Source organism: Streptomyces sp. NPDC025638 (genome assembly GCF_055558775.1).
Window position 1 is genome coordinate 70,881 of the sequence record NZ_JBVHLX010000025.1, and the last position, 16,243, is coordinate 87,123.

The following is a 16,243-nucleotide window of genomic DNA, read 5'->3' on the forward strand; positions in this document are numbered from 1 at the left end:
GTTCCTCAAGTCCGTGACGGCCAACGGCGTGAAGGTCCCCGTCGTGGTCCTCCCGCTCGGCGAGGACACCTACCAGCTGAAGATGGGGCACCGGCGCTACTTCGCCGCCCAGGCGGCGACGGTCCGCACACTGGCGCCGGAGAGCGAGCGCGTCACCGACCGCGACGAACTGCTGCTCGCCCTGGTACAGCAAGTGGCCGCCGGAAGGGACGAGCGGCTGTTCGTGCCGCGCCTGGAGGCCGCCTTCGAGGTCCACGCACCCAGCACCACGGCTCTGGCCCGCGGATCCTTCGACGTGCTGTTGACCGCCGTCCCGCGGCCCGGCGCAGAGCGCCCTCGCGCACGCTGCACGCACGGCAATCTTCGACCCGCCCGTATTAAGACCGACCGGCAAATGGATCACTTGAGGCGGCGGCTGATGGGTCGGCCATCCCAGCGGTAGCGGCTGCGTGCCTGCCAGATCAGCATGCGAAGTGTGACGAGGGTAGCGGCGAGGTAGAGGTAGAAGTCCACGACCCTGCCGTTTCTCTCGGTGCAGCGCCGAAGCTTGCCGTAGCCGTTCATCCACGAATGCGTGCGCTCGACGGGCCAGCGCCTGCTGGCCTGGATCGGGGCGGGCACACCCTTGCGGGCGATCTCGGCAGTGAACCCCAACTCGGCTATCAACGCACGGGACTTGATGCTGTCGTAGCCCCGGTCGAGGTTGACGTTCACGGTGTCCGGCAGCATGCCGACCTGCTCCTGCGCGGCGTCCAGGGTCAGTCCGAGCAGTGGCGAGTCATGCCTATTGGCCCCCTCGGAGACGATCCCCAGCGGGACGCCGCGGGCGTCGCAGGCGGCGGAGCGCTTCAGCCCCTGCTTGCCCCGGTCGACCGGCGAGCGGCCGGCCTTCTCCCCGCCGGACGGGGCCTTGGTGATGCAGCCGTCCACCGAGATCTCGCCAAGGTCGAGGCCGATCATCCGGTCGTAGGCGTCCAGGGCGAGAGCGTGCAGCGCTTTGGAAATCCCCTGCCGGGACCACTCTTTGAGGCGTCGGCGGATGGTGCGGTCCGAGCATCCGGGTGTGGAGATCCGCTCGTAGCCGGAACCATGGACCAGCGCAAGCACGACGTGCTCGAAGACGGTTCGGTCGGGGATCCGGCGGCGGTGACAGCCCAGCGGGTGGCCGACGACGAACTCCTCCCGGACGGGGAGGAGCGCGGCGAACTGGTCCCACAGGGGTTCGAGCAGGCAAGCTGGCAGCGCGGGCACGGCCGTCCTTCGTGATCACTGAGCGCAGAGATTACGAGCATGAGGTACGCGCAGGGCGGCGGGTCGACCGACCCTGAGCTCAGGGCAGGTTCACCACGGGAGGTTCCCGGATCGGTCGATGAACTGTCCCGTCGGCCCGTCCGGGCCGATCGTCGCGAGGGTCACGATGGACTCTGCGCCGTCGGCGACGCTGTGTCCGAGGCCGCCGGTGAAGTCGGTCGCGGTCTGCCCGGGGTCTGCGGCGTTGACCTTCACGTCCTTCAGTTCCTTGGCGTACTGCGTCGTGAGCATCGTGACCGCGGCCTTCGAGGCGCAGTAGAGGGGCAGGGCATACCGCGACTCGATCCGCGCCGGGTCCTGGGTCATGCTGAAGGAGCCCATCCCGCTGGACACGTTGACGATGACGGGGTTCGGCGACTTGCGCAGCAGTGGGAGGAAGGCGTGCGTGACGCGCACGATCCCGACGACGTTCACGTCGAGCACGGCGCTCACGTCGGCCGCGGTGTACTCCTCGACGGAGCCGACCTTGCCGAGGACGCCGGCGTTGTTGACCAGGACGTCGATCGTTCCCTCATGCGCGGCGATATCCGCGGCCGCGGCCTGGACCGAGGCGTCGTCGGTCACGTCGATCTGAACGAACCGGGCGCCGAGCGACTCGGCCGCGGCCCGACCGCGCTCACGGTGGCGGGCACCGAGGAGGACGGTGTGCCCCGCCTCGACGAGGCGACGAGCGGTTTCAAAACCGAGGGACTTGTTGGCCCCGGTGATGAATGTGGTGGTCATGCTGGCTCCTCCTGGTCCGAACAGCACGGTCGTGCGCTGTTCACGCACTCCATGCTGGGTCCCCGGGAGGGTTGGCGGGAGCTACGGGACTTCCTGGTACGGCGCGTACCACTCAGCAGCCTGGTCCACCGGACGAGGCAGAACGCGGGCCTTCATCCCTGAGGAGACATCCTCTGGACCCCAATGGCCGCAAGGAATTCGAGTTTGCTGCGGGCGTCGGTGCCTGGCTGAGGCGTGTACACCACGAGGCGGAGGTTCGTGTCCTGGGTGTTGAGGATGTCGGAGTTCATGGCGATGTCTCCGACATCCGGGTGCTGGACGAGTTTGTGCGCACTCTGGTGACCGCCCACCGCTCGGCGGCTCCACAACTCGCAGAACCGTGGGCTGAGGTTCAGCCTCGATACCAACGCCGCGAGGTCGGGATCGTCGGGGTACCGGCTCGTCGTCGCGCGCAGGTCGGCGACGAGGGACTCCTCGAACGCCGCCCGCTCGGCCGCCGTCTGCCGGACCCGGGGCAGCTCACCCAGGAACTGCCAGACCAGGACGTTGCGATCTCCCACACCGCGGACCGTGGGATCGCCGAACGTGGCCGCGAACAGCGGATTCCAGTGCAGCAACTGCCAGGTGGCGTCGTAGATCGCCAACGGGTTGCCGGCGAGCTGGTCCACGATCCGGTACAGGCTCCCTGGGATCATTCGCGGAACCCGGCTCGGATCCGCTGCGTGACCATCCATGCGCAAAAGGTGAGCATGCTCGTCGTCGGACAGGTGCAGGGCGCGAGCCAGGGCCGAGCAGACCTGCGCCGAGGGTGTCGCTACCCGTCCCTGCTCCAGCCGGACCACGTACTCGACCGAGATGCCGGCCAGCGTCGCCAGCTCCGCGCGTCGCAGACCGGGGACCCGACGGGGTGAGCCGTGTGCGAAGCCCACCGTCACGGGGTCCAGCCGGTCCCGCCACGCCCGCAGCGCGGCACCGAGTTGATCCATGAACACCATCCTCCCGCACACCCCGCCCCGCTGGGTGGTACGCGCTGTACCACGAAGCCCCGTAGCTCCCGCCGACGCTCCCCGGGGCTCAGTGTCGAGTCGTGAACGGCGCACAACGATGCTGTTCGGAGTCAGGAGGAGCAAGCATGACCACCACGTCGAACCACTACGTCACCGTGCTGTGGGAAGCCCGGGCCAAATCCGGGAAGGAAGCCGCGATGAAGGCGTTCATGACAGCCGCCGTCACCGCATCACGCTACGACGCGGGCAACATCGACTACGAGGCTCACCAGGTCGAGGGACAACCGGGCGCGTTCGTCATCCTCGAGCGCTGGGAGAGCCGCGAGGCCCTCGAAGGCCACCTGCAGGCACCCCGCATGCAGGACCTGGTGCCCCAACTGCTGGAACTGATGGACGGCAGCATCGAGGACGGGATCCGATTCCTGCAGCCGTTCCGCCCGGCACGGTAGGCCGACCCGGAGCACGGCGGTCGTGATCGTCGTCCTCCGACGCTGAGCGGTTTCGAGCAGCAAGGCGGCAGCGCGGGCACGGCCGTCCTTCGTAATCACTGAGATCACGAGGACCCGTGCCTGCTCTGCATCCTCCCCCACACCCGATGCCTATTGCCGGTCGTTCTTATCACTCCGGCGGCGGACGGTTGAGCCTGCCCCGCGCCCGCTGGCGCCGTCCGGCGAACCGGGTCCGCGCCCGAAGACCGGGTGCGGTTCCCGCCGTGAGTGGGCTGACACAATGCACGAATGGCTTCCCCCGAGACCGTGACGGCCGCCGAGCTCATGGACCGCACCTGTGACGGCGTCCTGCTCTTCGGCCTGACCCCGCCACGGCAGACCACCACCCCCGAGCAGGCCGACGCCATCGCCGCCGCGGCCCTGACCCGGCTCCGGTCGGTGCAGGTCGACGGGCTCATCCTCTACGACGTGGACGCCGAGGCCGACCGGACCGAGGCCCCGCGACCGTTCCCGTTCATGCCGATGATGGACCCGGCCCACTTCCTCGACGGCCATCTCGCCGACTGGGCCGGCCCGGTGATCGTCTACCGCGCCGTGGGCAAGTACACCGGCGACCAGCTGGACCGCTGGTGGTCGCAGGCCGACCGCGAGCGGGTGCTGACCGTCCTGGTCGGCGCGGCCTCCCGGCACCAGGTGGTCCGGACGAGCCTTCCCGAGGCCTACCGTCGGCATGCCAGGCTCTCCCTACCGCCGCGGATGGGCGGCGTGGTCATCGCCGAACGGCACGCCGCCTCGGGGACAGAGCACGCACGCATGCTGCACAAGCAGGACGCCGGCTGCGAGTTCTTCGTCTCCCAGGTCTGCTACGACCTGGACCACACCCGCAACCTGCTCTCCGACTACACCCACGGCTGCCGCAACCAGGGCCTGGACCCGAAGCCGGTGGTGCTGACCCTGGCCCCGTGCGGGTCGGTGAAGACCCTGGAGTTCATGACCTGGCTCGGCATCGAGGTCCCGCGATGGCTCCAGGCCGAGATCACCCGCGGCGACCCCCTGGCCGCGTCGTACGAGCAGTGCCTCCTCAACGCCCGGGCCCTGATCGCGTACTGCCGCCGCCTCGGCCTGCCTTTCGGGATCAACGTCGAGAGCCTCACCAACCGCAAACTGGAGATCGACGCCTCCATCGACCTCGTCCGGGAGATCCGCGACCTGCTGGGCTGAATCATCGTCAGGTCGGCAAGCGGTCGTCGCCTGCATCAGTCCTGTTCCAGACCATGGGGCTGGATGGGCAGTTCGGCCCCCCACGTCGCCGCGGATGCGGATGTCGAGCCGCGGCGGCGCGGCTCGGCGAGCCGGATGTTCAGCAGCGTGCCTTACGTCCCTGAGGGGGATGCAGTGCCCTGAGCATGCTTAACGCTTGACAACTCTAGATAAACGACGATCTGTGGAGGTTCGCCGACGACACCAGCAGGCTTCTCGGTGTGCCGCTGACCAAGGTCGCCGATGGTCGCACCCCGTGGGAGGTTTTCCGCGACGTCCGGTTCCTCGGCAACGACCGGCTGGCTCCCTGCACGCGCCTGCTCAAGCAGGTGCCCTGCCGGGAGTGGATGGAGCAGCACGCCGACCCCGCCGACACGCTGGTGTACGTGGGGATCGAGAACAATCGGCGCGATCGGGCCCGGATCCCGGCGATCGCCCGAAACTGGAAGCCCTGGGTCACACGCTTCCCGCTGTGCGGGAAATGGGAGCCGACCCGGACCAAGGAGCAACTCTTGGACGAGGCCCGGGCCCTGGGCATCGCACCGCCCCGCCTGTACGAGCTCGGGTTCAGCCACAACAACTGTGGAGGCACGTGCGTTCGCGCGGGCCAGCGCCAGTGGAAGCACTTGCTGGAGGTCCTGCCCGAGCGGTACGCGTACGCCCAGGAGCGGGAGGAGGAACTGCGGCAACTGCTCGGCGACGTCAGCATCCTCCGTCGCCGCCGTGGCGGCGAGGCCCGGCCCCTCCCGCTGAGCCTGCTGCGCGAGGAATAGCGGGTGCTCAGCACGACGCCCCAGGCAGATGGCCTGGGGCGTCGGCGTTCACGGGACAGGTGGGCCGCCCTCACGGCGGCTGATGAGCCGGTGCAGCATGCGCCGCAGTTCTGCCCAGACGGCGCGCGATTCGTATCCGAACATGGTCCACTTCCCTCACTGCGGCCGGGCTCATCTCCCTCAGGCGCGCCGCCCCACCAGCGGGGGCAGGAGGCTGTCCCCCGGCCAGAAGGGCTGCTCGGTCGCAATGCCGGTGAGGAACACGCCGACCTCGTCCAGGACCGCGGCGCGCTCCGAAGCCCCGTAGACAACGAAGTCGTCGGCGTCATAGGCGCGGACGTGGCTGTGAGGCCCCGTGCAGACGAGGGCGCGCGCGATCTCGGGCAGGCCGAGGCTGAGGGCATCGCAGTCCCCGGAGCGGACGAGCTGCAGCAGGTCGGTGATGACGCTCTCCCAGTCGCCGACAGTCGGCCAGTCGGCGCCGCCGTTCAGTTCGTGGGTGAGGGTGGCCAGCGGGATGATCTCGCCCGGCTGCCTTCCCCGGGTGAGGAGGTCGTGGATGCGGGCGCCGTCGGGCTGGTGCACCTGCGGGTGGAGCAGCGAGTCGGCGGCCACCACGGTGGTGTTGATCTCCTGGGTTCCGGGGCCAGGGTAGTACGGCTCGTGCGCGAAGAGGAGATAGACATCCGGGGTGCGGTCGGCCGGGCCGGATTCAGGCTGGGGCATGAGCACGGTTCCTTCGGCAGTGATGGGGCGGTCATGGGGCGAGGTGTCGACGGCGGACGCTCGGTGAGTGCAGGCCGGGAGGCCGCTCAAGGTCGCGGGTCTGGTCCTCGTCGGCGGTGGCATCCGCGTGGGCGGTGCGCTGGATGATCTGGGCGCCCTGGTGGGCAAGTTGCACCATCAGCCGCTCGCGGACGATGAGGCCCTCTGAGACCGCGCGGGTGTCCCGGGCCTGGAGCAGACTGGCGGCGTCCCACAGCAAGTTGTGGCCGATCTCGGCCGAGCGGCGCAGTTCGTAGCGGTCGCTGCCGGCGGCGGCCTGGACGAGCGAGGTGTGCAGGGCGGCGAGGCGCTGCAGGTAGCGGCAGGCATCGTCGCCTTCAACGGTGTGGACGTGTTCGCGGGCCCGGCTGTCCAGCCGATCGGGCAGGTGTTCGGCGAGCAGCGGGGCGAGGAGCATCGCTGGCAGGGCGACGTCGACGGGGACTCCGTGGCTCATGGCGACCAGGCCAGCGACCAGACTGACGAGCGCGGCGGCCGCGGCGGTCAACCGCAGGGACCCGAGCACCCTGTCCAAGGCGATGCGCTGGGCGGGGCGCCTGCTCAGCCAGCGCAGGGCAAGGCGCTGCATGCGCGTGGCGGCTGGAGCGAGCACCGCGATCCAGTGGGGGATCTCGGGCGGGCTGGCGTCGCCGGGGACGGTCCAGGCGAGCCAGCCCCAGGGGGTGCGTTCGTGGACAAGTACCAGCTCGCAGTCGGCCGAGCAGGTGTCATCGCGGACGTGGCCGGTCCGCAGGGCGCGGGAGCGTTCTCTTTCCCACCGTCCCGGGTCGCGGGTGAAGGGACGCTCGTTGTGCCCGGCCGCTGCCGGGGGTGGTGTGTGGAGCGTGGCTGTCACGGGCTGATTCCTTCCGGTTGGGCGGTGAAGGCGGAGGCGCACGTGGTGCAGCGGCCGTCGCCGTCGGGGTGGGCGCGCCGGGGTGTGGGGCCGGGGCAGCTGCGGCAGAGCGGCCAGCCGAGGCAGGCCGGGCAGAGGTCCTCGCCGGGGGCGGTTCCGGGAAACCCGCAGCCGGCGCATTCGGTCAGGGCCCGGTAGGTCAGGGCCTCGCTCACCGTGCGCGCGGCAGCGGAGCCGGTCACCGGCTGCGGCGGCGGGGCGTCCCACACGGGTGCGCCGTGGTGGTCGGCCGCGCGGGTGGGCGGCGGGTAGGCCTGGGCAGCACGCAGGCGGGCAGCGATGATCGCGCCGACCGAGGTTCGCACCGGATGGGGCAGGGGCCGGGAGGCGATGACGTGCCGCAACTGATCGCGACTCCAGCCGGATTCCAGCATCACGGTCACGACGCGGCCTTGGTCGGTCAGCGCCTGCCCGGTCAGCAGCAGCTCGGGGCGAGCCGCCCCGAGTTCGAGCAGCAGCAGGATCCCCGGGTGCATCTCATCCGCCGCGGGCGCGGCCGGCGGGGACGTCGGCGTGTCCTGCCGGTCCGTCCGTCCAGGTGCTCGCGACGCGTCGCCGCGGCACGGACGGAGGGGGCTGGTCTTCTGCTGAGTGGTCTTCTTTCTGTTGGTGTTCTTAGTGGACCGATCAGCCAACGTAGGGTCATCCACTGGTGGAAAACCCGACTCTGGTTGTGACCTGCTGCTTTGCAGAGCGGGCAGATCGGTGATGAAGTACGCGGCCGCGCCGAGGGTGCCGTCTGGGCCGCGCTCGCGTTCCCGGACCAGGAAGCCGTGCTTCTCCAGCTCCTTCAGCCCGCTCTTGACGGCTGAGTCCCCGTCGCGTCCACGGCGGGCGATGTCGGCAACCGTCATCCGCCAGCCGTCCCGGTGCGTGGAGAGCAGTCCGAACAGGCCCTTGGCCTTGAAGGACAACCGGGTGTCGCGGGACAGCGCGTTGGCGATCTGGGTGAACTGATCGGCCGCCATCACGCCCCGCCGGATCCCCGCTGAGAGGCCGCCGGCGTGCTCGGCCTCGGGTGCCGTGACCATCAAGTCGGCTTCGATCAGTGCGATGTCCAAGGTGGCCGGTCGGTCCGTGATGCAGTAGACGATCTCGCCGAGGGTGCCGTCCGGGCGGCGCAGGCGTTCACGGATCAGGTAGCCGTGTGCCTCGAGCTCCTTAAGGCCGGTGCGGACCGCTTCGCGTCCGTCCGGGCCCAGGCGCACGAGGTCGGTGACCGTCACCTGCCAGCCGTTCCTGTGCGTACTGACGTACCCGAAGAGCCCCTTGGCTTTGAACGACAGCCCGGAGTCACGGAACAGCGTGTTGGCGATCTGGGTGAACTGATCGGCCGCCATCACGCCCCGGCGGATCCCCGCCCCGAAGCGGCTCACTGCCGTGCCCCCGACGCATGCCGCGCGCAGTGGCCACGACGGCACACCAGGCCCGCCACGGTGGGGCGGCCGGGGGTCCCGGGCGTGGAGGCGTGCGTGTGTTCCATGACGTCAGCTCACCCGCCGACCCCGACAAGGCTGACGGCCACGAGCCCCGACCATCGGTCACGATCCGGCAACGGAGCCGTCTAGCTGCCATGGTCGGGCTCATGGTCGGGCCGACCACGGCGCCTTCAGCCCGGGCGCTCAGGGATTGCGCAGCCCGACTGCGCAGGCTCGGACGGGCGTTGCGCAATCGGGCTGCGCAACCGGCTGAGGATCCTGCGCAGTCGTGTTGTGCCGGGGCGGCTGCACAGTCCGCCCGAGCTTCCTGATCTCCTCTTGCGCAGGTCCGTCTCACGTACTGCGCAGGCGTCTGTCGCGGCCCGGCCGGCTTCCATCTGCGCATCGGTGTCCGGGTCCAGTGGCCGGGCGGCACGTGATCGCACAGCGGTCGCCAGTCCGGGCAACGCGCGCCGACCACGGACTTCGTGTCCCCATCGTGACCATGGTCGGGGGTTCATGGTCGGTGGTCGGGTCGGGGTCGACGGGTTTTCTCAAGGTCAGCAACTACACGTCCTGACCTGGGAGTTTGACCATGTCCCCTGGCAAGCAGGCCTCACAGAGCGAGGCCGCTGCTCCGATGGCGGCCGACGCCCGGCTGGAGGCGATGCGCCGCCGCGTACGCCTCTCACGCGTGGCGGTCTGGACCGTGATTGCGGCCGGCCCCATCGCCCTGTGCGTCGCCGTCGCCTCCACCCCGACCACGGTCGCGGCAGCCCCCGAGACCAAGCCCACCGCCGTGCGCACCGCAGCGGCCACCGCCGACCCGGGCGGCTATGCGCAGGTGTTCGTCGGCGCGTGGCTGCGCAGCAGCGCGAACGAAGAGACGAGTGCGCAGGCGCGGCTTGCGCAGTCGATGGCGCCGGACGTCGATCTGCCCGACCCGGCCGCCGATGCGCAATCGGCGCCTGGGTCCGTGACGGCGGTGCGCAGTGCGCAGCACGCGGACGGTGCGTGGGCGGTGACGGTGGCTGCGCAGTCCACGCAGATCGCCAACGGGCCCTGCATCCGGGCCTCTCGCCCACCCCACCTCGGTGGGGCCGGTGGGCCTCCACGCCTGCCACGCGAACCGGCCATGTCCGCGACCACACGTGCACCGCCGAGTGCGAACCCGTGCTCGTCTACGAGCGCACCCGGTAGGGCTGGCGAACCCGCATGTTGCAGCCAGGGGCGCTTCCGTCGCCTCCGGTCGCACGGCAGGATCCTCCTCATGAGGATTCTGGTCATGGGCGGGACGTGGTTCCTGGGCAAGCACATCGCAAAGCGCGCATTGGCACGGGGGTGGGAGGTCACCACCTTCAATCGTGGGCTCTCCGGCCGGGAGGCGAACGGCGTGGAGGCGGTCCACGGCGACCGCACGAGCCGCTCCGACCTGGAACGCCTTGCCGGGCACGGGCCTTGGGATGCGGCGATCGACACCTCAAGTTCCGACCTGGCGCCCCGGGATGTCCTGGCGGCCGCGACCGTGCTGCGCCCGGCTGTGCACCGCTGGGTGCACATCTCCACCGTGTCCGTGTACGAGGGGTGGCCCCACCAGCCGCTCACGGACAACTCGCCGCTCCTCGAATGCCCTCCGGACGCCGATGAGTCGTACGGCTACACCGGCGCGGACGGCTCGCCCACCCAGTACGGATTCCAGAAGGCTGGCGGCGAGCGTGCCGTGTCCGAGGTCTTCGGCGACGCCGCGGTGTTCCTCCGCCCGGGCGTTATCCTCGGCCCCGGCGAGTACGTGGGCCGGCTGCCCTGGTGGCTGGAGCGGGCCAAGCGGGGTGGCCGCATCCTTGCCCCGGCTCCCGCCGAGCAGCGCATTCAGCCGGTCGACGTGCGTGACGTCGCCCGCTTCGCCCTCGTGCGAGCAGCGAGCTCGGCGCACGGTGGTTTCAACGTCACCCACCCTGAGGGCATCTCGTTCCGGGCCTTCCTGGAAGCCTGTCTGGCGGAGACGGACGGGGCCGGGGCGCCGGTCTGGACCGATCCCGCGGTGTTGATCGAGCAGGGCGTCAAGCAGTGGACAGAGCTGCCCCTGTGGCGCACCCACGCTGGGGTGTGGGCGGTCGACTCCAGCCGCGCGGTGGCGACGGGGCTGGAGTGCCGGCCTATCGCCGAGACGATCCGGGACACGTGGCGGTGGTGGGCCGCCGATGGGCGTCCCGTGGACCACCCGCGGTGGGCAGAGCACGGGATCGCCGCGGAGAAGGAGGCGAAGATCCTCGCCTCGCTGTGAATCAGCCCTCGATGGCGAGGAGGCCCACGTGGGGGCCGATCCGGTGTGGCGGGGACACGCGGTTGAAGTCCTCGATCCGTTCCCGCAGTGCCGTCGGGACCTGGGCGCCGTGGTACTCGGGCCGGGTCAGGTGCCGGCCGATGCGGGCCGTACGGACGACGATGCCGGTCTGACGGTGCTCCACCGGCACGTCCCACACCGGCTGCAGGGCCGCAGCCGCCCCCTCCACGTCGTCGGCTAGGAGCCGGGCGTGCGCGAGGTCCGCGGCCGCGCCCGCCCGCACGTGCGCCGACTGCTGCTCACTCGGCCGCTGCCCAATGAGGTCCAGGGCGCGCCGGGCGTCCGCTTCGGCCTGCGCGGCATCGCCGATGAGCAGCGCCGTCGTGCTGGTGGACATGGCCAGCCGTTCCTCTGAGAAGGCGAACTCGCCGCCCACCTCGTCGTGCAGCTCGTCACGGCGGCCGTGACCAGTCTCCGCGGACAGCAGCACCGCTTGCCGGGCGGATACCACGTCGCCGAGGTGGGCGTGACCCCGGGCCTTGATCGCTTGCAGCCGCCTGTGAGCCATGTCCCCGAGACCGCCGTAGGACAGGGCGCGCGTGGCCTTCGCTACCGCCTCGGTGGCATTGCCTGTGTGGTAGGCGATGTAGGCCAAGGTGCCGTCGGCGTAGGCCTGGAGCGGGGTGAAGCGGGTGCTCTCGCCGAATACGGCGGCCGTGCGCGCGAGGCTGCGGGCGCTCGGGAAGTAGCCGAGGTTGAACGCGGCCACCGCCAGCAGGGCGGCGGTCTGCCCATTCAGGATCATGAGCTGTTGCTGCTGGACGGGGACCTGCGTCCGGTCCCGCTGACGCTCGATCACCAGGCGCAGCATGTCGGTGTCCTCATAGGCCTGCGCTGGTGACTTCAGGTGGTAACCCTGGGCCATAGCCGTCACCTGGTCGCGCAGTTCATCGAGGGTGTTGTCGGAGATGGACGCCGAAGCAGTCGCGTCGGCGCCCTCAAGGGCTTCTTCTGCGGTCATTCGAACTCGCTCTTCCAGGTCATTCGCGGGTGCCTGGGGATCGTTCTGCGGCGGCGGCCCGAACAGCTGGTCAGCCGTGTGCTGAGGCCACATGGCCTCAAGTATCTGGCAGGTCGCAGGGCCGGGCAGCGTCACTAACTTCCCGCCCGTCCATCGTCGGAACTGCGTCTCGCCACAGGTGGGGTTATTGGGGCTGTTCCCGAAGAGCCGCACACCGACCTCGGTGAACCTCACCTCGAACCGCCGGTAGGGAAGTCTGTCCCGATCACACAGCCACGCGAGCAGTGTCTTCGGCTCAGCAGTTCTCATCCCGCCCCCAGTCTGCGGCGCCGCAGTCAGCCGGCCTACGCATCGATCCCTTCTCCGGGAAGGGGACCCCGCATTCGCTCACCACGACAACCCAACCCGCACAGAAGCCACTTCAAAGCTACCCCCAGGCCATCTCTGTCGCCCGGAAGAAGTGGAGAGGCCACGTTGCAGGCCATGGCGGGGACACGTGCAGCGGGTGAACTCTGATCGCCTACTTCGCTGAGAGTGCACAACCGAGCACACATACCCGGGAGTCCCCCGTGAACCCCCCAATGCAGCAAGCCCCTTCCCCCACCCAGTGCGTGGAAACTCCTCCACCCGAGGCCATCCGCGACGCAGCCGACGAACACCCGGTCAGCGCCACCGTGCTCCTCCTGCCCTTACAGCAGGACGAGGAAGAGCCTCGATTCAAGTGGCAGACCAAGCTCGCGGCGAACGAGGGCGCTGGTCCCAACGCCCGGCTGCGGGTCCGCACTCGGCTCACCGTGGCCCGCTGGCCTGGGAACGTCGACGCGGCGGCTCGGGTTGCCGACAAGCTCGTGGACAACGCCGTCCGGCACGCCAGGCCGTTCGGGCGCGGCGAGGGCTGGATCACGCTCAGGCTGACCGTGCTGATCGGTACGGACGAGCTGCTCATCGAGGTGGACGATGCCACTCCCGAGTTCGCCGACTTCAACGAAGCGATGAGCGCCACCCCTTCGGGTCCTCCGCCCGGGCTCTGGTGGGTCCGCCACTACCAGGGAACCCTGTCGTGGGACCCGAAGACGGACGCCGTCACGGGTGACGTCGTCGGCAAGACCGTGGCGGCGCTCCTCCCCACCACCTGGGGCCCGGCATGAGCCTCACGGAGCAGATGCCGCGCCGGCCAGTCAACGCCGACCGGGTAATCCCGCCCGCTGGGCCCGCGGGCTTCGTCACGACCACCGGCCGCATAGACCCCGCGCACGTCGCTCCCGACATGGGCGACTTGGCCACGCGCGTGCGCAGCCTGATCGAGCTCCAGCAGCAGCGGGTTCTCCAGCTGCCGTTGGGCGGCAACTTCTTCGACATCATCATCACGGCGAGCGGCCCGCAGGCCTACGCCGCCATCAAGGTGATGGACGAGATCCAGCACACCGGTGACGAGCGGGCGGACGCGTGCGGGCCGGTGATCGAGGACCCTCAGCGGTCGTGGCTCATCTGGCTCTTGCCTCCGGGCACCAGCGAGCAGTGGGCGCCGCACCGCTACGCGACGTGCCTGGGCCGGCCCCATCGCCTCGCGCTGCCCGCCATGACGTCCGTCGAGCCGCCCGGACCGTACTGGCTGCGCCCCTGCCGCGGCGACCGGCTCGTACCGCCCACAGCGCTGCGGCCTCTGCTCGACCAGTTCCAGCCGAGTCCCGCCCCTCACGAAACGCTCCTCGGATCCGTGCTGAGCACCATCGCCTGATCTCCGCGTACGGCGCCGTTCCCCCAACCTCCCCGAGCTGACGCCGTACGCGGTCACCGCCCCTGTTGCCGAGAAGCTCCCCTCGGCAGCAGGTCACCCCCCAAGGGAACGATGTGACCACACCCCTCAGCCCCAGAGCCCACGCCGCTCGCCTCGAAGTCCTGCGCCGCAAGTACATGGCGCAGATCATCGCGGCGGCTGCCTGCCACAGCCGTCCCGCGCGCGTCGCGCCGTACACCTTGACCCAGCCCGGCGCCGAGCGGCACGCGGACATCGAACTGATCGAGAAGTACGCGGCAGGGATGGGATGGCAGGTCACGCGCAGCACCTTCGCCGATGTGGGGCAACCTCCGCCCCTCGCGCAACGAGCCGGGTTCGGGGCGGCCTGCCGGTACGCGGCACAGGGATACGCCCACGGCATCCTCGCCATCGCCCGGCCGGCCCTCACCACCGAGAACGAGGCGCACGCGCAGGTTCTGGAGCACCTCCACGTGCGGGGCGTGTTCCTGGCCTACCTCCCCACCGAGCGCGACGCCCCCGCATAGCTCCCGCACTTCGCCCGACGCGTACGGGGCTCGGGCGAAGAGCGGGCCCAACGCCCGGTGCTGGGCCGCCGTCCCCCGAGCGGCCCGGCGCTATGGCGGTCGGCAGGCCATCCCTTGGGGAGACCCGAAGGCCCTGACTGAAAGGGGGTCAAGGTCTCCGGGTCCCCGTCCGTTGACCAAAGCGGAGACCATGGCATTCCGGGCCGCGGCGTACCTGGTCGCCTCTACAGTTAGGAACACCGCAGCGCCGCCGGCCTCACGCATTACCATTCGTCGTCTTCGTCAAAGGGTGGCCTCGCGGCGCCGGTCGCGGGACCTAAACATGTTGAGGCAGACCCGGGAGACGACGGTGGTGATCCAGCCGCCGACGTTGTCGACGACCGAGACGTCCGCCCGCAGTCAGGCCTCCTGGAGGGCGTCGTCGGCCTCGGCGAGCGAGCCGAGCATGCGGTAGGCCATCGCCCGCATGTGCGGCGGGTCCTGCCCGAACCGTTCCGTCAGGAGCGCGCCGTCGTCCGTCACCCACATGTCCCGCCACTCCCTCGGTCGCCCCATCTGGCTGAACACCCCGTCAATGCAGGTGTGTTGAGCCCTCGGGGACGGGGGTGCCCTGGTGGTAATAGAGCCGCCATCCGGTGTCGCCCTCGCCCTTGCGCCACAGGGAGCTGCGGCGGGCCCGGCGTCCGGCGATGACGCTCTCGTACGTCAGGTGCACGAGGTCCGGGGCGAGGAGCACCCCGCGCATGCCAGAGGCCTCGATGCGCGGGCTGTCCACTCCGCCGTGCAGAATGGGCAAGGCCGCGACCATCTCCTCGTACGTCCAGCGCCACCCGGAGGCGCCGACCTCGACGAACTCGGGGTCGAACAGCCGGACACCGACGGCGGAGGCCCGGACGGCGGGGTCGTGCAGGCGCAGTTCACCGTCCTTCGCCGCGGCGATCGCGGCCTGTTCCTCGGGGTTCTCATTCGTGTCGATCATGGACGCATCCTCTCCCGCCCTGGAGTCCTCGGCAAAGGGTCTTCGGGTCCTCGTCCGTTGACCAAAGTGGAGCCGGGCGGCTGCGCGCTCCGGTCTTTGCACGGGGCCGGTACGGCAGGCACCGTAGGGTCATTGCGGATGTCGGGTCCGCAACGTTCTTCATATAGTCCTCGATCGATTCCCCGAATCTGTCGGTCAAGGCGCTTTCGTCCTTGATGACAACAAAATGCTGGGGCCAGTTCGTTTCGACGCCACGGTAAACGTATGGCCGTGCGCGGACATGCCACAGGGGTGGGCGGATTTGTTCTCCGCCCACCCCTGTACCTCACGGTCCGTTCCTTCGGGCTGCAGGGTGTGGCGCGTCACGCACGGCTGCCCTCGGCGATGTTGCCCTGTGGGCGGCTCCTCAACGGGACGCCGCCCACACCCCTATTCGGATCGGCGCTGGTTCTCGGCCCTGCGCCAGTAGGTCGGCCGCCACCAGTAAAGGGTGGTTCTGTCCGGGGGCCAGTAACTGGACTTCGTTTGCTGATCCGGACCGCCGTCCCGCGCTACGTCGAACGGCCTCCAGCCCTCGTCGCGCCTGTCGGACGCCTGAGGCGTAGTAGCCCGGCGGCGCCGCTGCGGATCACTCACGCCGATCTCTGCGAACGAGCGCTGGGCATCCATGAGCGAAGGCCGGTTCGGTCCGTCGGGAAGCCAGGGCGAGCGAAGTTGCCCCGGATCGTCCTCCCAGCGGCAGATGCGGCAGATCTCGTACCATCCAGGCCCGTCCTCGAGGACGAGGTACCCGCAGCACGGACAGGGATACATGCTTCTCATCTCCAGGGAATGGGAGTGCCCGGCGCAACGATGTTGCCCTTCACTCGGATGGGGTCGTCGAAGTACTCTCGGCCCCGGTCCGGCTTGAAATAGGTTACGAGCCCCTTCTTGCTCTTCACCGCGATTTCTCCGCTCTGAGCTTGGCGTTTATCCTCGGCGGGTTTCGTGTTCCTTGATCGTGTCGGCGCGTTTGACGGTCTTGCCGACGTCGTGACGCTTGGCTCGGTGTCTG

At 69.7% G+C, this 16,243-nt stretch carries 19 protein-coding genes; 8 read left to right on the forward strand and 11 right to left on the reverse strand.

Going from position 1 to position 16,243, the window contains the following annotated elements; all coding sequences use genetic code 11:
• Positions 1 to 13 precede the first annotated feature (13 nt).
• Positions 14 to 442, forward strand: coding sequence for a ParB N-terminal domain-containing protein (locus ACZ4EG_RS41535; RefSeq protein WP_467794309.1), 429 nt, complete (start codon positions 14 to 16; stop codon positions 440 to 442).
• On the opposite strand, the gene ACZ4EG_RS41540 is transcribed toward ACZ4EG_RS41535, so the two are convergent.
• From ACZ4EG_RS41540 to ACZ4EG_RS41550, 3 genes are all read right to left on the reverse strand, one after another.
• Entirely contained in the window at positions 400 to 1,251 is an 852-nt protein-coding gene (locus ACZ4EG_RS41540) for an IS5 family transposase (RefSeq protein ID WP_467794310.1), read from the reverse strand. The two genes, ACZ4EG_RS41535 and ACZ4EG_RS41540, sit on opposite strands and share 43 nt — an antisense overlap.
• Positions 1,252 to 1,341: 90 nt before the next feature.
• Positions 1,342 to 2,034 (reverse strand): SDR family NAD(P)-dependent oxidoreductase, encoded by a 693-nt coding sequence (locus ACZ4EG_RS41545; RefSeq protein WP_467794311.1) that lies wholly within the window; start codon positions 2,032 to 2,034, stop codon positions 1,342 to 1,344.
• Positions 2,035 to 2,186: 152 nt separating this feature from the next.
• Positions 2,187 to 3,020 carry a helix-turn-helix transcriptional regulator gene (locus ACZ4EG_RS41550; protein WP_467794312.1) on the reverse strand — a complete coding sequence of 278 codons (834 nt, stop codon included), beginning with the start codon at positions 3,018 to 3,020 and terminating at the stop codon, positions 2,187 to 2,189.
• A 146-nt stretch (positions 3,021 to 3,166) separates the two neighbouring features.
• On the opposite strand from ACZ4EG_RS41550, the gene ACZ4EG_RS41555 reads away from it, so the two are divergent.
• The 3 genes from ACZ4EG_RS41555 (at position 3,167) to ACZ4EG_RS41565 (ending at position 5,523) form a co-directional block, all read left to right on the forward strand.
• A complete protein-coding gene (locus ACZ4EG_RS41555) occupies positions 3,167 to 3,490 on the forward strand; it encodes a putative quinol monooxygenase (protein WP_467794313.1) in 324 nt (107 codons plus the stop codon).
• A gap of 288 nt (positions 3,491 to 3,778) precedes the next feature.
• Positions 3,779 to 4,711, forward strand: a complete 933-nt coding sequence (locus tag ACZ4EG_RS41560) for a methylenetetrahydrofolate reductase (RefSeq protein WP_467794314.1) — start codon at positions 3,779 to 3,781, stop codon at positions 4,709 to 4,711.
• 260 nt (positions 4,712 to 4,971) lie between these two features.
• Positions 4,972 to 5,523 (forward strand): hypothetical protein, encoded by a 552-nt coding sequence (locus ACZ4EG_RS41565; RefSeq protein WP_467794315.1) that lies wholly within the window; start codon positions 4,972 to 4,974, stop codon positions 5,521 to 5,523.
• 180 nt (positions 5,524 to 5,703) lie between these two features.
• Here the strand turns inward: ACZ4EG_RS41565 and ACZ4EG_RS41570 are convergent, their stop codons facing one another.
• Genes ACZ4EG_RS41570 through ACZ4EG_RS41580 form a run of 3 tightly spaced genes read right to left on the reverse strand, consistent with a single transcriptional unit; the run spans position 5,704 to position 8,580 of the window.
• Positions 5,704 to 6,249: a hypothetical protein gene (locus ACZ4EG_RS41570; protein WP_467794316.1), complete on the reverse strand. Its 546-nt coding sequence runs from the start codon at positions 6,247 to 6,249 to the stop codon at positions 5,704 to 5,706.
• Between the two features lie 31 nt (positions 6,250 to 6,280).
• Positions 6,281 to 7,144, reverse strand: coding sequence for a hypothetical protein (locus tag ACZ4EG_RS41575; protein ID WP_467794317.1), 864 nt, complete (start codon positions 7,142 to 7,144; stop codon positions 6,281 to 6,283).
• Positions 7,141 to 8,580, reverse strand: coding sequence for a hypothetical protein (locus ACZ4EG_RS41580; RefSeq protein WP_467794318.1), 1,440 nt, complete (start codon positions 8,578 to 8,580; stop codon positions 7,141 to 7,143). Before ACZ4EG_RS41580 ends, ACZ4EG_RS41575 begins: the two co-directional genes overlap by 4 nt.
• A 637-nt stretch (positions 8,581 to 9,217) precedes the next feature.
• Here ACZ4EG_RS41580 and ACZ4EG_RS41585 point away from each other — a divergent pair.
• Positions 9,218 to 10,906, forward strand: a complete 1,689-nt coding sequence (locus ACZ4EG_RS41585) for an NAD-dependent epimerase/dehydratase family protein (protein WP_467794319.1) — start codon at positions 9,218 to 9,220, stop codon at positions 10,904 to 10,906.
• A gap of 1 nt (position 10,907) precedes the next feature.
• Here ACZ4EG_RS41585 and ACZ4EG_RS41590 read toward each other — a convergent pair whose 3' ends face one another.
• Positions 10,908 to 11,927 (reverse strand): DNA-binding protein, encoded by a 1,020-nt coding sequence (locus ACZ4EG_RS41590; protein WP_467794320.1) that lies wholly within the window; start codon positions 11,925 to 11,927, stop codon positions 10,908 to 10,910.
• Between the two features lie 611 nt (positions 11,928 to 12,538).
• Here ACZ4EG_RS41590 and ACZ4EG_RS41595 point away from each other — a divergent pair.
• The 3 genes from ACZ4EG_RS41595 (at position 12,539) to ACZ4EG_RS41605 (ending at position 14,210) form a co-directional block, all read left to right on the forward strand.
• Entirely contained in the window at positions 12,539 to 13,075 is a 537-nt protein-coding gene (locus tag ACZ4EG_RS41595) for an ATP-binding protein (protein ID WP_467794321.1), read from the forward strand.
• Positions 13,072 to 13,665: a hypothetical protein gene (locus ACZ4EG_RS41600; protein ID WP_467794322.1), complete on the forward strand. Its 594-nt coding sequence runs from the start codon at positions 13,072 to 13,074 to the stop codon at positions 13,663 to 13,665. The genes ACZ4EG_RS41595 and ACZ4EG_RS41600 overlap by 4 nt, the downstream gene beginning before the upstream one ends.
• Positions 13,666 to 13,778: 113 nt before the next feature.
• Positions 13,779 to 14,210, forward strand: a complete 432-nt coding sequence (locus tag ACZ4EG_RS41605; protein ID WP_467794323.1) for a hypothetical protein — start codon at positions 13,779 to 13,781, stop codon at positions 14,208 to 14,210.
• Between the two features lie 399 nt (positions 14,211 to 14,609).
• Here ACZ4EG_RS41605 and ACZ4EG_RS41610 read toward each other — a convergent pair whose 3' ends face one another.
• The 4 genes from ACZ4EG_RS41610 to ACZ4EG_RS41625 form a co-directional block, all read right to left on the reverse strand.
• A complete protein-coding gene (locus ACZ4EG_RS41610) occupies positions 14,610 to 14,765 on the reverse strand; it encodes a hypothetical protein (protein WP_467794324.1) in 156 nt (51 codons plus the stop codon).
• A 16-nt stretch (positions 14,766 to 14,781) separates the two neighbouring features.
• On the reverse strand, positions 14,782 to 15,189 hold the full coding sequence (locus ACZ4EG_RS41615) for a nuclear transport factor 2 family protein (protein ID WP_467794325.1): 408 nt from the start codon (positions 15,187 to 15,189) through the stop codon (positions 14,782 to 14,784).
• A gap of 429 nt (positions 15,190 to 15,618) precedes the next feature.
• Positions 15,619 to 16,011 (reverse strand): CPCC family cysteine-rich protein, encoded by a 393-nt coding sequence (locus tag ACZ4EG_RS41620; protein WP_467794326.1) that lies wholly within the window; start codon positions 16,009 to 16,011, stop codon positions 15,619 to 15,621.
• The coding region (locus ACZ4EG_RS41625) for a hypothetical protein (protein WP_467794327.1) at positions 16,008 to 16,243 on the reverse strand (236 nt) is incomplete at its 5' end. The genes ACZ4EG_RS41620 and ACZ4EG_RS41625, both read right to left, overlap by 4 nt.

Coding starts and splice junctions, on each gene's coding strand:
- ACZ4EG_RS41550 (WP_467794312.1), bottom strand. CDS start 3,020: ATGGATCAACTCGGTGCCGCGCTGCGGGCGTGGCGGGACCGGCTGGAC.
- ACZ4EG_RS41545 (WP_467794311.1), bottom strand. CDS start 2,034: ATGACCACCACATTCATCACCGGGGCCAACAAGTCCCTCGGTTTTGAA.
- ACZ4EG_RS41600 (WP_467794322.1), top strand. CDS start 13,072: ATGAGCCTCACGGAGCAGATGCCGCGCCGGCCAGTCAACGCCGACCGG.
- ACZ4EG_RS41555 (WP_467794313.1), top strand. CDS start 3,167: ATGACCACCACGTCGAACCACTACGTCACCGTGCTGTGGGAAGCCCGG.
- ACZ4EG_RS41560 (WP_467794314.1), top strand. CDS start 3,779: ATGGCTTCCCCCGAGACCGTGACGGCCGCCGAGCTCATGGACCGCACC.
- ACZ4EG_RS41570 (WP_467794316.1), bottom strand. CDS start 6,249: ATGCCCCAGCCTGAATCCGGCCCGGCCGACCGCACCCCGGATGTCTAT.
- ACZ4EG_RS41590 (WP_467794320.1), bottom strand. CDS start 11,927: ATGACCGCAGAAGAAGCCCTTGAGGGCGCCGACGCGACTGCTTCGGCG.
- ACZ4EG_RS41610 (WP_467794324.1), bottom strand. CDS start 14,765: ATGGGGCGACCGAGGGAGTGGCGGGACATGTGGGTGACGGACGACGGC.
- ACZ4EG_RS41585 (WP_467794319.1), top strand. CDS start 9,218: ATGTCCCCTGGCAAGCAGGCCTCACAGAGCGAGGCCGCTGCTCCGATG.
- ACZ4EG_RS41615 (WP_467794325.1), bottom strand. CDS start 15,189: ATGATCGACACGAATGAGAACCCCGAGGAACAGGCCGCGATCGCCGCG.
- ACZ4EG_RS41620 (WP_467794326.1), bottom strand. CDS start 16,011: ATGAGAAGCATGTATCCCTGTCCGTGCTGCGGGTACCTCGTCCTCGAG.